8 protein-coding genes are annotated in these 16,620 nt (G+C 59.1%); 5 read left to right on the top strand and 3 right to left on the bottom strand.

Features of this window, described 5'->3' with window-relative positions:
- Nucleotides 1-258 precede the first annotated feature (258 nt).
- The 3 genes from DBY20_02925 (at nt 259) to DBY20_02935 (ending at nt 9,816) form a co-directional block, all read left to right on the top strand.
- Complete coding sequence (locus DBY20_02925; GenBank protein PWL78854.1) at nt 259-5,307, top strand: hypothetical protein; 5,049 nt, start codon at nt 259-261, stop codon at nt 5,305-5,307.
- Between the two features lie 152 nt (nt 5,308-5,459).
- On the top strand, nt 5,460-7,874 hold the full coding sequence (locus DBY20_02930) for a YhgE/Pip domain-containing protein (protein ID PWL78855.1): 2,415 nt from the start codon (nt 5,460-5,462) through the stop codon (nt 7,872-7,874).
- Nucleotides 7,867-9,816 (top strand): YhgE/Pip domain-containing protein, encoded by a 1,950-nt coding sequence (locus tag DBY20_02935; protein PWL79400.1) that lies wholly within the window; start codon nt 7,867-7,869, stop codon nt 9,814-9,816. Before DBY20_02930 ends, DBY20_02935 begins: the two co-directional genes overlap by 8 nt.
- A gap of 315 nt (nt 9,817-10,131) precedes the next feature.
- Here DBY20_02935 and DBY20_02940 read toward each other — a convergent pair whose 3' ends face one another.
- Nucleotides 10,132-10,695 (bottom strand): hypothetical protein, encoded by a 564-nt coding sequence (locus DBY20_02940; GenBank protein PWL79401.1) that lies wholly within the window; start codon nt 10,693-10,695, stop codon nt 10,132-10,134.
- Nucleotides 10,696-11,104: 409 nt separating this feature from the next.
- On the opposite strand from DBY20_02940, the gene DBY20_02945 reads away from it, so the two are divergent.
- Both DBY20_02945 and DBY20_02950 read left to right on the top strand, forming a co-directional pair.
- Nucleotides 11,105-11,833: a DNA-binding response regulator gene (locus tag DBY20_02945; protein ID PWL79402.1), complete on the top strand. Its 729-nt coding sequence runs from the start codon at nt 11,105-11,107 to the stop codon at nt 11,831-11,833.
- Entirely contained in the window at nt 11,826-13,220 is a 1,395-nt protein-coding gene (locus tag DBY20_02950; GenBank protein PWL78856.1) for a hypothetical protein, read from the top strand. Before DBY20_02945 ends, DBY20_02950 begins: the two co-directional genes overlap by 8 nt.
- An 89-nt stretch (nt 13,221-13,309) precedes the next feature.
- Here DBY20_02950 and DBY20_02955 read toward each other — a convergent pair whose 3' ends face one another.
- The gene (locus tag DBY20_02955) at nt 13,310-14,584 is read right to left on the bottom strand and encodes a hypothetical protein (GenBank protein ID PWL78857.1); all 1,275 of its coding nucleotides are present in this window, start codon (nt 14,582-14,584) and stop codon (nt 13,310-13,312) included.
- A gap of 206 nt (nt 14,585-14,790) precedes the next feature.
- Complete coding sequence (locus DBY20_02960) at nt 14,791-16,428, bottom strand: hypothetical protein (protein PWL78858.1); 1,638 nt, start codon at nt 16,426-16,428, stop codon at nt 14,791-14,793.
- Between the last annotated feature and the right edge of the window lie 192 nt (nt 16,429-16,620).

Consider the following 16,620-nt stretch of genomic DNA (forward strand, 5'->3'; position numbering starts at 1 on the left):
AGCAGTTTATCAAGAATTTCGCGATTTCAGAGGCCTTCCATTTGTTACAAGGCACGGTTTTTTATATACCCATATATGGGACAGTGATAAAATCCAGAACGAATAACGAAGCAGTGCGTCCTCGCTGACGATTCAACCCTTCATATGGTATGCGAAGGGGAGGGGATTCAAATGAACATGCCGATACCTCGAAATAGAAACCCGAAACGCAGAAGAGGTGTTGGTCGTTCGCTTTGTTCGGCTTTCATAGCCACGACGATGTCCGTCGTTCTGGCATTGTCGAGCGTCGGTGGCGGCGCCCTTTCGGCCTTCGCCACGACCATCTCCAACGATTCCGCTAGCCAACAAGGTGCCGAGCCCAATGCCGTCCCCGGCCATCTTGCCGCTGTCGTCTCGGTGGGAGCGCAGATCTACCAGCAGCGCGAAGCCGAGGAAGCCGCTCGCGCAGCCGCCGAGGAGCAAGCACGTCAAGAGGCGGCCGCTCGCGCCGCCGAGCAACGCGCTGCTCAGGAACGTGCCGCCAGGGCCGCAGCCCAGGCGCAGGCTCGAGCCGAAGCCGAGCAGGCGGCTGCCGAGCAGGCTGCAGCCGAACAAGCCGCGGCCGAGCAAGCCGCAGCCGAGCAGGCTGCACGGGAAGCGGCCGAGAAAGCCGCACAAGACAGCGAGCAGACTACAATCGCGCCTGCTGACGTTGACGGTGCCGACGGCAAGCCCAAGGCATCTCCTGACGAGCTTGCCGGCCACGTCGTGCCTGGTCTCAACCCCGAGAGCACGGTCGTCAACCTCTTCGATTACGATACGGGTGTTCGCGTCACAAATCCGGATGTCAACACCTTCGGGTCCGATACGTTGGGAACCACAGGTGCTGCCTCTCCGGCAGAAAACTACAACACGTGGCTCAACAAAGAGGACAGCATCAACTATGGGCACATGCTCACCTTTGGTGACGGTATGCGCCATCTGGGCTACTGGAACCAGGGCATCGTCTCGGGGTACGGCGACATTGCGCTCGAGCGTCCCGGCATGCAGGGCATCGTGTCTCCTTGGCTTGACGAGAGCGGAAACCCCTCCGTCAATGCAGGCACCTACTACATGGACGCCGATGGCAATGTCTCGCTCAACCCTTCCGATGGTGCAACAGAGATCGATACGACTTTGGGTCCGAATGCCGAGAATCCGGCTGTGGTCGGCGACTACGACAGCAACCCCGCCCTCTATTCCACAGCTTGGCGCAAGACCTCGTCTGGATATGAGCTCATCTACTTTAACGCCGGGTACAAATGGCCCGTGAACGGAAGCATACCTGATCCAAAGGTGACGTCGGTCACCCCCGTCGATGGTCAAAACGTCAGTGATGCGGTTCTCTATCGCGTGCTTCATCCGGGAACGGGGAGCGTGAGCGGCGGCCAGAATCAGCCTTCGACCAACAATGGCGAGGGCGGCACTTACGTGCTCACGCCCGAGCAGCTCTCCCTGCGCTACTTATTCGACCCCAACGTCTTGAATGCCGGCAAGATGTCTTATAAGGACGTGACCGGCCTGTTTCAAATCGATAACGAGGGCTACTTCTACTACAACATGCGCAAGAACTTCGCAGAGTTCGTGGCAGACGCGCAAGGGGGAAGCGATGGCCACTTCGTGCTCTATGATGCTCCTGCCGGCCTGCGCACCGATGGCAAAGCCGGCGAAGTGAGCATCGGTGGCTTCTTCCCCTTCAATACCGGCGCGCAGGCATTCAAGATCGTCGACGGCAAGCTCGTCAACGTCTTGAGGGCCGACAACAACTACGGTGCGCCGGGTGCTGGCCCCCTGGTCAACCATCACCTGGGCATGACCGTCGAGACGGACTTCCGCCAGCCCATTGACGGCAAGGTCGCCGGCAAGGACATGACCTTCGAGTTCGCTGGAGACGACGATGTGTGGGTCTTCATTGACGACGTGCTCGTGCTCGACCTTGGTGGCATCCACTCCGAGATCTACGGTACGATCAACTTCGCCACGGGCGAGGTGAACCTTGGCACCGCCTTCAACAGCAATGGCCAGATCTATGACGAGAACGGCAACTACATTACGCAGCCGGTCATCAAGACGACCATCAGGAAGCTCTTCGAGCGCGCGGGCCGTGCCGACAACGTGCAGTGGAATGGCGACACCTTCGCATCGAGCACCTCGCATAGCATGAAGATGTTCTACCTCGAGCGTGGCAACTACGATTCGTCCCTCTCGCTGCGCTTCAACCTGCAGCCGGCCCTGTACCAGCAGATCAAGAAGGTCGACCAGAACGGCAAGCCGCTTGCCGGCGCCGAGTTCGAGCTCTACGAGGTGGCCACACCGCCGGGCGTCGACATGACGAATGTCGCTGACGTCAAGCTCCAGAGCGTGAGGCCGATGGGCGCTCCGCTTGCCAAGGTGGTGACCGATGCCAATGGCGAGGCTCGCTTCATGAGCACGACGCTTTCCGTCGATGGCCAGGTCCAGCCCTTCAACTTCTCCGACCGCTACAATGAGGAGACGGGCGCCGGTCTGCTCTACATCCTGCGCGAGGCGAAGGCCCCCGATGGATACAAGCCGCTGCCGAGCGACCTGCTGTTGCGCTTTGATCCCACGAACACGATGCTTGCGGTAAACAATCGCTACGAGACCGGGTCATATGCAAGTTTTAACAGTTATGTAAATGGCATTACGGGCTCCATCTTCTACGGACAAGTCGGCGAGGATGGCGGCCTGGTGACGCGAATACCCGACTCCGAGGCGGTGCCCGTCTCGGTTCAGCAAGGCGGTTTGGTGATCGCCGTGCCCATGCTCGAGAAGCACAGCGCGACGAGCGGTTTGAGATGGCTGCCCCTGATCGGCGATAACCTCACGGGATTTTCCACAGCCAAGGCTCCTCCTTCGTACGACACGAGCACTCCGGAAAGGCTGCGATTCCTCGTTCGCCAGCTCACACTCGCTGCGGCGCTCAGGCAGTCGTCAATCTTTGCCGAGGGCAAGGGCGAGGCCTGGCATCTCAGCTGGGATGACGAGTATCAGCGTCTGGAGGGCACGCTGCGCGACCTGCCCGGCCGTGCCGATCGCTATCTCAACGTCAATCCCGATGGTGACATGCGCATGTTCTACGGCATCATCACGCCCGAGGCGCTGGCACGCGTGCTCGGCATAAGCGAGGCTGAGGTCATGAGCATGAGCGGCGAGCAGAAATACGCGCGCTTGGGTGCCGTGACCCGCGATGCCATCGCCGCGGCTGGGGGATCGACGCCAACGGCTATCGAGAGGCTGGTGAATATCATCGATCCCGGTTTGGCCGATTCCACCTACGACCAGCGTGGTTACACGCCTCTTGACGCGCGCGAGTTCGTACGCAACTTCCGCTCCGTGCTCTACATCCCCAACGAGCAGCGCCAGTTGCGCGTCATGAAGATCGACCAGAATGGTACGCCGGTCAACGGGGTGCAGTTCGCGCTATATAACAGCGAGGCCAAGGCGGCGGCTGGCGGGAGTGACTATGCAGCTAGTGGCTATACCGCCACGGTCAACGGCAAGGACGGCATGCTGATCTTCGAGCCCCATCAAAGCCATGACACGGGCTCGGGTGAGTCGCTTCCCGGCTACGCGGACATGGCTTGGCCTTTCAGCGACTTTTCCCAGGAGCACGCGGCGACCTACTTCCTGAAGGAGATTTCGGCACCTGCTGGCTACGAGCTCAATCCCACGGTTATTCCGGTCAAGGTTGGCGTCTACTCCATCTATGCCGATGCGGGCACCGCCGATGATGACGTGAGCGTCATGGCGGGTGTCGGCAAGTTGACCCAGACCATGATCCAATATGCCTCCAACGGCGAGGTGAACATCACCTTGCGCGATATCACCGCGTTTGCCCAGACGCAGCCGTCGGGCAGCTTTGCGCTGAGGGGCTGGGTCGACGATACCCTCCAGGGGACGAACGGTGAGCCCGTCGTGCGCCAGATGAACCTCCACTACGGCAAGAACGCGGTCGTCGACTACGGTCTTTCCGATGCTGACGGCGGTGCGAACTACGAACCCTTCTTTGTCACCGACGAGGGCTTTTTGCGTACGCGCGTCCAGCAAAACCTCCATGCGCACGATGATCCGACCGACCCCGATTATTCCGATGCCAATGCCGACAATCTGGGTGATTTGGACATCACGGGCCTCTTCAGCCTCATCAATACAGTCGTCGTGACCGATAGAAGCAGGGTCGTGGTCGATGATGGCGAGCTCATGATACGCAAGGCCGTCGCGGGAGAGGAACTTGCGGAGGCGGATTATCTCAAACCCTATCACTTCAAGGTCGAGTTCCTCGACGAGCAGGGGAATGCCCTGGCGGCATCCTATCCCTTCTACGGCACCGACCGCTCCGGCTCGTTGCGTAGCGGCGATGTGCTGCTGCTTCATCATGACGAGGCGGTGGTCATCCAGGGCCTGCCCATCGGCAGCCGCTACGTGGTGACCGAGCTCGACGCCAACGAGGGCGGCTTCTTCTGCACGATCACCGACGAGAATGGCGTGACGATCGAGGCCAGCGTAGCGCAGGGTGTCGTCAAGAGCGCGCAGCAGCAGATGCTCGCCTCGTTCCTCAACACGCGCACCGACCCCCAGCTCGGAAACCTGCTCATCCGCAAGACGGTCACGGGCGAGGGCGTTCCCGTAGAGGCACTGCAGCGCAGCTTCAATTTCAAGGTCGAGCTCTTCGATGCGGCGGGAAATGTCCTTACCGGGCGCTATGCGGTGAGCAACATCGATGGTGTCGAATACATCGAGAGTGGCGGCGTGTTGCCGCTGCGTCATGGTCAGACGGCACTCATCTTGTATCTGCCTGCGGGCAGCTACTATCTCGTCACCGAGCTTGATGCCAACCAGGACGGCTTCACGGTTGCCCCGAGCGCCACGCAGGGTGGCCCCACAAGCGTTATCCGCGATGGCCAGACCTCCGAGGTCTCCTTCGTGAACACCTTCGCAAAGCCCGATGAACCCGATAACCCAGATAACCCCGACAATCCGGATAATCCCGATAATCCAGATGTCCCCGATAACCCGGACAACCCCGATAACCCGGACGTTCCCGACAACCCCGATGAGCCCGACACACCGGCTGTTCCCGATGAGCCGACGGTGCCCGAGAATCCACGCGTACCCGTCGAGCTGACGCCGGTTTCCCATGAGATACCGTCGAGTTCGGCTCCGAAGACAGGCGATGATGGCATGGCGGGGTTGTTGCTGGCAAGCGCACTTGCAGCAGTTGCCTTCGCAGGGCTCTTTGCCTTGCGACGCACGCGCCGAGAAAGCTAGCGCCAAAAGGTGCCATGTGCGGTCAATCGCGCTGGCACCTTTTTTGCCTGACGCATTCCCTTTCTGAGTCAATACTCTTTGTAGTATCATTTCCCCATACGCTATCGGCACAAATGCAGACGAAACGAGGTGAAGTGCCCGACGCGTAGGCCATGAAGAACGTATTCCGCGTACTCAAACGCGACATCTTGCGCCTGTTGAAGGTTCCTCCCGCGATGGTGGTCATCATCGCGCTGCTCGTCCTGCCGTCTCTCTATACCTGGTACAACGTGCTTGGATTCTGGGATCCCTACGAGAGCACGGGGCATTTGCACGTTTGCGTCGTGAATGAGGATGAGGGTGCCGACAGCGAACTTACCGGCCATATCGACGTCGGCCAGATGATCGTCGACGAGCTGCATAGCAACGACCAACTTGACTGGCAGTTCGTCGGTTACAACGAGGCCATGGACCAGGTCAAGTCGGGGGAGAGCTACGCGGCCTTCATCATCCCGGCGGATTTCTCCGAGAAGCTCCTCACGCTCACGACCGGGCATTTCGACAAGCCCGACATCGACTATTACGTGAACGAGAAGATTGGCCCAATCGCGCCCAAGATTACCGATGCCGGCGCCAACACGCTTGACGCGACGGTAAACGCAACCTTTGTCGAAACCGTGAGCCTCAAGGCAACCGAGGCACTCAACGCGGCGATAGAGAAGTCGGACGAGCGCGTCGATGGTGCCAAGTCGCTCGCTTCTGCCCGCGTGCAGGAGGCCAAGGACAAGCTCGAAGGCGCGGCATCCTCCATCGCATCCCTTGCCGAACAGGCGCAGCAGGCCGAAGGACGGGCGCAGGAGGCCAAGTCATCGCTCTCCACCGCGCGCGATGCCATCGACAACGCCTCCGATGCCATGGATTCCGTATCGGATGTCGCTTCGACCCTACAAGGCGATTACATGAGCTTTGCAGCCAATAGCGTCCCGTTCGTGACGGGCGCGATGAAGGACGCAGCCGATGCCTACGCCGAGGCAGCGCGCGTGATAGGCGAGCTTCCGGTACAGACTCCGGAGGCTCAAGAGCTGCTTGCTCGCCTGCGCGCATCGGCCGATGACGCGAATGCCAAGGCCGACCTCTACTCCCAGATACTGGCCGATGACATCGCCCCCGTGCTCGGCGAGAAACTCGGCGCGCTTGCAGGCGCCACCTCGAAGGCGGCGGGATCCATTGCGGGTCAGAAGTTCATCATCGCGCAGGCCGAGAACGTCATCGACGATATGGTCGCCATGCTCGACTCGGCAGCCGGCTCGCTCGATCAGACCCGCGTGCTTCTCGATGGCCTCGTCGGCGAAATCGACCGCGTGCATACCGATGCCATGATGCTTGCGGGTTCGGATGCGCTCTCGAGTTTCATCGGCGAGGATGGTTTCGACGCGGAGAAGGTCGCCGAGTTCATCAGCGCCCCGACGCGCCTCGAGACCGTGCAGCTCTATCCGGTCGACACCTACGGCACCGCCATGGCACCGCTGTTCATGAACCTCACCTTCTGGATTGGCGCCTTCATGCTCATGGTCGTCCTACGTCAGGAGGTCGATTCGAGTGGGATACGCAAGCTTACGCTCACGCAGCGTTATCTCGGGCGCTTCCTGCTCTACGCCATTCTCGTGACGCTGCAGGCGGTCATCGTCTGCGCCGGCCTGCCCTTCATCGGCATGCACATCGTCAACTTGCCGGCGTTGTTCTTTGCGGCGATCGTTGCCTCGCTCTCGTACCTCAGCATCATCTACGCGCTCTCGGTGACCTTGCAGCACCTGGGCAAGGGTATCTGCATCGTCCTTGTCTTCGCGCAGATACCTGCCGCGACGGGTCTGTATCCCATCGAGATGACCTCGCCGTTCTTCCAGGCGATATACCCCTTGTTCCCGTTCACCTACGGCATCAGCGCGATGCGCGAGTCCATCTGCGGCTTCTACGGATTGCACTACCTGCGTGATATCGGTATCTTGCTTGCCTTCTTCGTCGCCTTCATGGCCATCGGCATCCTCGTGCGCCCCTGGCTCTCTAACGTCAACCGCCTCGTCGCTCGCGAGATCAAGCAAAGCGGCATCTTCAACGGCGAGAGCGTCGAGGTGCCCGTGCGTCGTTTCCGCTTCTCGCAGGTTTTGCGTGCGCTTGCCGATCGTGATGAGTACCGCAAGGCCCTCATGCGGCGCTACGCCCGCTTCCAACACATCTACCCGCGTCTCATACAGGGTGCCATCATCGCGGGTATCGCCGTGCCCGTTATCGTGCTCGTCGTGTTCTCGCTTGGCATGACGGGCAAGGTCGTGTTGCTCACGCTCTTCCTTGGCTGGATTGCCTTCATCTTCTGCTTCCTCATCGTGGTCGAAAGCCTGCGTTCGAGCTTCGAGCGTCAAATGCGTCTCGACAAGATGAGCGACGAGCAACTGCGCGATATCTACCTGGCGCGCAACGGAACCGAGCAAGCCGACATGGTACACGGGGTAGAGGTCCCGGTTCCCGTTGACCAGGCGTCTTGCAATTCTGGACGCTATGACGCGTCATCGGATGGTGATCGCGATGCATAACATCTGGACGCTCTTCAAAAGCGACATGCGCCACCTCTTTGCCAACGTCGTGAGTTGCATCATCACGATCGGCCTCGTCGTCATGCCTTCCATCTTCGCATGGTACAACCTCATCGCCTGCTGGGACGTCTTCGAGAATACGGGGCACCTGACCGTGGCGGTTGCCAACGAGGACGAGGGGTACGAAAGCGATCTCATCCCGATACGCGTCAACGTCGGCGATATGCTCGTCTCGGCCCTGCGCGGCAACGATCAGATCGGCTGGCGCATCGTGAGCGAGGAGGAGGCCGTCGATGGCGCATCAAGCGGCAAGTACTACGCTGCCGTCGTCATCCCCGATGATTTCAGTCGCGACATGCTGCGCTTCTACATGGACGATTCCGAACGTGCGCAGATCACCTACTACTCCAACGAGAAGAAGAACGCCATTTCGCCCAAGATCACCGCGACCGGCGCGGACACGGTTTCGGAGAAGGTGAACACGGTCTTTGCGCAGTCCATCTCCGAGGTCATGCTCTCGGTGGCGGAGTCCATCTCGCGCTACGCCGACGACATGGACCTGCATGGGCAGGTCGCCGCTCTGGCAGAGCATGTCGACTCGATGTCGGGAGACATCAATCGCGTGGCCGATGTCGTGGGGATGTATGCCGGCACGCTGCAATCGGCGCAAAGGCTGCTCGATTCGGGAGCCGAGCTCATACGTCAGGCCGAAGACGAGGTTCGCAGCATGATGGGAACGGCAAGCGATAGCGTGGCCGAACTGTCATCGGTGGCGGACAGGGTCGAGGATGCCAAGGGCAAGATGGATACGGCCCTCTCCGATGCACAGGCGAGTTTCGATGCCCTGCGCCAGCAGTTTGCGAGCTCCGAGCTCGCACAGTTCGTCGATCCGACGGTTCAGCAGCGCATCGACCAGATGATTGCCGATGCGCAGGCAAAGATCCAGGCCGTGCGTGATGATTACGATGCGACACTCAAGCCCGATCTTGACCGGCTTGTTTCGGACGTACGCGGACTGGGAGCCGATACATCCCAGGCTCTCGATGGCATGGTGGCTGCCGAGAGCGGTATCGCGGCGGCATCGGATTCGGCCCAGGGCATCCTCGGTGATGCCGTCTCCCAGATATCCTCGGTGGAGGGCGATCTGCGCTCCTCGGCTGACTCGCTGCACGAGCTCGCGACGAGTATCTCCGAGGCACTCGTGATGGGCGATCCGGCGGCGCTGCAGGCCATACTCGGCGCAAACGCGGAGAGCATGGCGCAAGCGCTGTCTGCGCCCGTGGGTATCGATCGCATCGCCGTATTTCCGTCCGAGAACTTCGGCTCGGCCATGGCACCGTTCTATACGACGCTCGCCATCTTCATTGGCTCGCTGCTCATCCTGGTCGTGGTCAAGCCGGGCGTTTCGAATCGCGCCCAGGCGAAGCTCCGCAATCCCAAGCCGCGCGAGATGCTGATTGGGCGCTTTTGCTCGCTTGCGTGCATATCGCTTGCGCAGACGACGCTCATCGGCATCGGCAACATCTTCTTTCTGCAGGTGCAGGTCGTGCACCCCTGGCTCATGATGCTTGACCTATGGTTCTCGGGACTCGTCTTCACGTTCCTGATATACGCCCTCGTGCTTGCGTTTGCAAACCTCGGAAAGGCGCTCACGATTTGCCTGCTCATCATGCAGATAACCGGCTGTGGGGGGTCGTACCCGTTGCAGATTCTGCCCGATTTCGTGCAAAACGTGAGTCCTTTCTTGCCGGCAACGCATACGGTCGATGCCATGCGCGCGGCGATGTTCGGTATCTACAACGGGGACTTTTGGATTCAACTTGGCGAGCTCGCGCTCTTCCTCATCCCGGCGGCGCTTATTGGCTTTGCGTTGCGCAAACCCTTCGAGAAGTTCATGAAGTGGTATGTGCGCACCGTCGAATCCACGAAGATCATCGGGTAGTTTTTTGGGTTTTGCAGGGGGCGACGCATACCAGAGCTCAGAAACCCATTCGCTCTGGTCATGCATCGTCCCTCTGCCGGGCATCCGTCTTCGTGGGTTCGACGGTGTCTGGGATGGAGGGAAGGCCGTGTGTCCCCTCTTGTCATCTCGACTGGAGCGGCCGCAAGGCCGCGCAATGGAGAGATCTCTCGACTCCGCTTCGCTTCGCTCGAGATGACAAAGGGGGTCGCTTCGCTCGAGATGACAAGCCCTCATCTGTCATTTCGAGCGGAGCTGCCAAAGGCAGCGGAGTCGAGAAATCTCCAGTCGCGCTCTTTACACCGAGTAGGCCCAGAAGTTGCGTGCCTGCGCGATGATCCTGTCGAGGTCCCACGCCTTCTTGGTGTTTTCCTCGCTGTTGGGGTCGCGGATGATGGCTCGCCCGCTCTCGTCAATTCCGCAAATCACGATGAAGTGCCCGCTTGTCGTGAAATCCCCGGGACCCATGATCGCGATGACGGGATGACCGGCTCCGACACGTCCCTTGATCATGCTCTTATCGGCGGGGAGTTCCTCGGCGTTCAATCCCAGGCCCCGCGCACCCTTTGTCATGAACTCCCAACTTGTCGCGCCAGCATCGACGTATCCACCGTTTTCGGCATACGCGCACATCTTGGGCGGATCCATTTCCGTGCGTCCGGTCAAGTTGACGTAGACCATCGACAAACAGGTGGGGCCACAACCGCTCTTGGCAAGCGTATCGCGTGCATAGTGCGTGCCAGCCCATTGGGCATCGGTCTGGTAGAGGGCAGGTGTGCTGCCGCGCTTCCATTCGGACTTCGGGGTGCTGGCGATTGCCGTTGCACCGGCACCGCTCTTGCCACCAAGTGATGGAATCATGGACTCCATCGAGGCACTCGCGAAATATGACGCGCAGAGAAAGCCGAGCACGAGCATGCCGACGACGATGAATTTGCCCCTGCGATGGGAGATGCCGCGGCGCTTCGAGCGAGCGGGTATTCTGCGTACCTGGATGCCCGAGCTACTCCTGCGCCGGCTTGCCCGTCCCACGCGTATCGAGTTCATGGCGGGGTTGGCCGAGCGGCTGGTGTACGAGGAGGAGTAGCGGCTGTATTTCATCAGGTCTTCGTTCACGATAATCGCCTCCCAATGGTCGTGTTTCGACATTGCCATCATGCGAAAATCCCCCATGTCGATGCCCATAGCAAAGCCTTAAGAATTTCTTACGATGCAGTAAGGATGGGAAATGCGGACGCGATGCGACACGATTGCAAGTAGAATTGTCGCCATGAACACGCAAGCCAAGATACTGATCGTGGATGATGACGAGGCAATCACCGGCTTGCTCCGAGAGGTGCTGCAGGCCGAAGGCTTTGCCACGCATGAATGCCTTTCGGGGCAAGAGGCCCTTGCCGCGTTGTCCGACGGAGGTTTCGACCTTGTCCTCCTCGATGTCATGATGCCGGGCATGAATGGCTTCGAGACCTGCCAGCGTATCCGCGAGGACTCGGACGTACCCGTGGTCTTTCTCACGGCGCGCAACGAGGAGTCCGATACGGTGCTCGGTTTCTCGCTTGGCGCTGACGACTACATCGTCAAGCCCTTCAAGCCTCGTGAGCTCGTGGCACGTGTTCGCGCGCGCATACGCCGCAGGCAGACGACGCAGGATCCAGTCAGTGCCGGGGCTCTTGGTATCTTTGACCATGATGGCCTGCTCATCGACGTGAAACGCCACGTCGCGACCTTGCATGACGAGGAGCTCAAGCTCACCCCCAAGGAATTCGGGGTATTGTCGTTGCTTGCGCGCCATGCGGGCAGTCCCGTTGCCATCAAGGACATATTCGAGGAAATCTGGGACGAATCCTACAATTCGTTCGACAGCAATACCGTGATGGTTCATATCCGGCGCATACGCAAGAAGCTGTCCCAGATCGATTCGTCACGGGAGTTCATCAAGACCGTGTTTGGCGTGGGTTATAAGCTCGAGGTCGAGCGTCGGGAGTCGCGTGATGGCTAGGCTCAAGACCGAGCAGGCGCGCTCCATGTGGACGCGTCTGGTCATTCGCTACGTGCTTGCGCTCGTCGTGTTCACGGTCATCTACGCGGTCATGCTCGTGACGTTGGGCAGCGGGATTTCCCGAGCCCTTGGCAACTACATCGCCGATTCGACTTCCGAATGGCATTACGTGTCGGTTTACGAGTTCAACGACTTGATGTTGAGCGGTCAGCTTAATAGCTCGAACCTGCAGGTTATCGAACTTGGACCTTATAGCAACTATCGGGACACGCTTGGCGCTGGCGCATCGGCGGGAGTCAGCTCCGCCCTGACAAACGAGGCGTCAACAGATCAGGGGCTGAGCCTCGAGGACAATACAAGTACCCTGACGCAAAGCGAGAAGCAGAAGATCCTCCAGGAGCAGGGGCTTCCCGATGACAAGACTCCCATTGTCGCGTATCGCGATCTGAGCACGTATAACGATTTGAAGCTGCTCAAGCCCCTGGTGGCAATTGCTCTCTACATGATAGGGCTGCTCGTCATAACCGTCCTGTTCATGCGCAAGCCCGTTCGCGCCGTTGACGAGATATCCAATGCCGTCTCATCGCCAGGTCTGACAAAGGGCGAGCCCGTCGAGCTGCCCAAGAACCTTAAGCCCACGCAGTCGGAGATCGAGTTTTTGCAGATGCGCATCGTCCAGAACGAGATGGCGGCCCGCGTTACCGAGGAGCGCAAGAACGAGCTCGTCACCTACCTGGCCCATGACATACGCACGCCACTCACCTCGGTACGTGGGTATCTCGAGCTCATCAGCGAGACCGAGGGTATGGATGCCGAGCGTCAACGGGAGTTTGCCAGCCGGGCGCTGCTCAAGGCCGACCGTCTCGAGTCCCTTGTCGAGGAGCTTTTCGAGATAACGCGCTATAACATGCAGAACATCCCCATCGAGCGCGAGAACCTTGACGTCGGCTTGCTGTGTCAGCAGATTGCCGAGGAGTTCTACCCACAGGCGCAGTCCCGCAATCTCGCCATCGAGGTCGATGCTTCGGTGGGATTGACCGCCTTCTGGGACTCTTCGCGCATGGGACGCGTGCTCGAAAACGTCTTGAAGAACGCGATGGTGCACGCAAGTGCCAATAGCGCGGTCACCATACGGGCAATGCAAGACGGACAGAATGGCGATGCCATCATCCTGTCCGTGAGCAATCAGGGCAAGGAGATATCCCCCGAGCACCTCGAGCATGTATTCGACCGCTTCTACCGAGGCGATACGGCTCGTGGGCAGGCGACGGGTGGCGCCGGCCTGGGTCTTGCCATTGCCAAGGAAATCGTCGAGGCCCATGGGGGAGAGATCAGGGCAGAAAGCGAAGGCGGGCTGACCACCTTCACCATCCGCCTACCGCGATGACATGAGATAGGGGGCCACGCCTAATGTCATCAATTCGCCCTCGGGTAGAGTACGAGGCGGCTGCCATGGACAACCGCCTCGCACAGTGATTAGCCTTCCTGAGCCGACGCGTTTGCGCGCCGCTCTTCGAGCTCCTTCTGGCTCTTGTTGAAGAGTTTCGAGAAGGGCAGCACGTCCAGCGTTGCGAGAAGCGAGAGCACGACGAGCACGATGAAGGTCTCGAGTCGAGCATCGCCGCCCAGAGCTGCCTGGATGATCAGGTTCAGAATCGAACCGAAGACGATGGCGAAATTCGCCAACGAGAGATTGAGCGGATAGTTCTTGGCTCCGAAGCGCTGACGCGCGAATGCCGACGCGACAACGGGTACGCCGCCATAGCAAAAGCCGCAGCAGAACGCACCGACGACGTACAGCACGGGAACGTGGAAGACGAAGGCGCAGACGATGCTGCCCGATGCGATGACGGCGACCAAGGCATCGACGAGCATCGTGATCTTCACGTTGGTCTTGTCGAAGAGCAGGCCGATAACCACGCGGGCAAGACCATTGCACGTGGAGACCAAACCGACGAGCAGGGTCGCGAATCCCTCGTCCCAACCGACAAGCTGGGCATCGGAAGCGCAATTGCCAATGGTTGCCAGGCCAATGGCGATGACGATGATCGCCCAGATCCAGTAGACGTAGAACAGGGGCGTCTTGAGAGCCTTGTCGTCTTCGGCGGGGTCGTAGCCACCTTCGCCGGCTTTCTCGGGAGCCATGAGCTCGACGATGTTCGCGGGCGGCCTGCGTAGGAGGATGCCCGCGATGATGGCCACGACACCGCCGGCTATGCCGATTCCCAGAAATACCGTCGTCAGGTCGATGCCGGACTTGTACAGGTTCACGGAAAGCGTTCCCAAGATCAGCGAGCCAAGGCCAAAGCCCATCATGAGCACGCCGGACGAGAAGCCGACCTTATCCGGAAACCAGACGTTCGTCGTCGCGATGATGGAGTTGTAACCGATGCCCACGCCCGTACCGGCAAGGATGCCGTAAAAGATGTAGACAATCGTTATATTGCCCTGTGCGAGCAATGCGGTCCCGATGAATCCGGCGGCAAAGAGCACGGCGCCGATTATGATCGTCACCTTGACGCCAAGGGCTTTCTCGATCTGGGAGCCGACAACCGCTCCGATGCAGAACAATATCATCATGATGTTGAACGTCAGGCCTATCTGCGCTCGTTCTAGACCAAACGCCTGGCACATTGGCGCCGCAAACATCGAAAAGGCGTAGATGAGTCCCAGGAACAGAAGCGTTATCGTCGATAACGTCAGATAGAGAGCCCTGCGTCCCTTGATCTGGGATGCTGTCATTTCTTCCATGCGTGCTTTCCTCCCTCCACGCGCGCGACGGGAATCTCCTCATGTCCAGCCGGCTGCTTCTTGTGGAATCGAATCGAATCGTGCGGTCTCGATTATGAACGGATGCACGCCCAGGCCTTATAGCCGCACGGGGTAAATAGTCATGAAAAAGAGAAGGCACCTTACCACCCGTAGTACTAGACACCACGGTCAAGAAGGCCCAGTGCCTAAGCGCGTCGCGCGAGCTTGCATTCCTCGACAAGGTCGAGCAGCTCCTGGGCGGAGTGGACGTCGAGCTTGTGGTAGATGTTTGCGATATGGGTCTTGGCGGTGTGCGGCGAGATGACGAGCTCCTTCTGTATGTAATCCGCATTTCGACCGCGTGCGATGAGGAAGAAGATCTCGGTCTCTCGTGGAGAGAGCCTGTATTGTTCCGAAATCTCGCGGCAGGCGTTCTTCCAAGGTGATACCGGACGGGATTCGAGTTCCTCCAGAGTGCTCGTCGATGTGGGAAATGCGGAGAGGCTCATCACCGCAGGACTGGTCGCAGATCCCTCCAGACGCGCTCCCTCGCCGTCTTCCTCCGTGTTCGAGGTCTTATTGCCGCTGTGTCTGAGCAGGGGAAAGAGCGTGGTGGCGACAATCATGATGATGCAGACTCCGCAGATGACGAGCAAGGACTGGAACATCAGGGGATACGGCGTGAGCTTGAGAATAAGGTACCCGATGAGCAGGCCCAACGACATGGAGAGGTACACGACGGGGCGCGCGAGGTCACAACCGGGAGCTTGGTTCTTCACGTTCCAGTTTCCTTCGACGCCAAAGACGAAAAGGCCAAAATCGAAGAGGTTGAAGCCTGCAAGCAGGGCGATTTGCGACACGACCATGGGGAAGCGGCCCATGTTGTACCACATGATCACGGCGGTACCCGTAATGAAGAGGATGACGGAATAGCGATGCATGAGGTCGACGGCAAGAATCGCACTGGTGCTTTTGGGAAGCAGGTGAATGATGAGGCCCGCGCAGACGAGGCCAAGAAGCACGGCGGCGTTCGTGACGATGAGGATGGGGATGTTCACGATGATGAACGATCCCTGGAGCAATCCAAAGGCAAAGGCGAAGACGCCCGAGAAGAAAATGAGGCGGATGTTCCTCGCCTTCGTGATCTTGTCTTCCTGACCGACAGCCTTGCCACTTTCCTCATGACTGGCATCTCCGAGGTCACCCTCATCATTGCCGTCCTTCTCATGCTCGCCCTTCTCTTGGCTGCGCATGTTCATCGTCTTGATGTACGCGAGGATGAGGGAGGAGACAAAGGGGAGGATGACTGCCGCGATAAGCGATATGGGCCACTGAAAGTAGCAAACGATTACGGCAATCGTCCCTCCGGAAATCATGTAGATGCCAAACGAGGAAAGCACGTGCCCATCATGCTGCTTCATCAGGCATCGCATCCAGAGGACCATCATGATGGCCTGCAGTATTCCTAGTATGCCGATGAGGGCCAATCGCATGGGAAACGGAAGCTCCAGGTGCGGCCCCAGAACATAGAGGGTCCCGACGGCAAGCGAGAATATGCCGATGATATAGATGTATGCCGTCCGACGGCTGTCGGGCTTTGAATGCGCCATGCGCCATCTGCCATGCAGCAGCAAAGCGCCAAAGGCCAATGCAATCATGATGTAGAGTGTGAGCTGCCGGGCAAACAGATAATCCCCGTCGACCTCTCCCAAAGCTCCGATGTCTCCGAATACTGGAGAAAACAGGATGAGGTAATGCCATGCCAACATCAAGCTAAAGCCAATGCTGATAAGGATAATCCTGACGGTGCTTGAGTCTTGCTGCTCGTGTTCTGAAGTAGCCATGCGTCCCCCCGCTCGCTTGCTTTTCGAACTAGCACACCCATATGATAGACGCTCTCCTCACCTTGGATGTACTACGAACAATGCCAGACACCTATAGCCCTTGGTACTAAATGCGCATCGGCTTAGTACCAGATTTAGTACCCCCATGGTCACGACTATGGTTCGAGGCTTTTGTATAACCATGCGTAGTGA

The sequence above is a fragment of the Coriobacteriia bacterium genome, assembly GCA_003149935.1.
In the GTDB taxonomy this organism is placed as follows: domain Bacteria; phylum Actinomycetota; class Coriobacteriia; order Coriobacteriales; family QAMH01; genus QAMH01.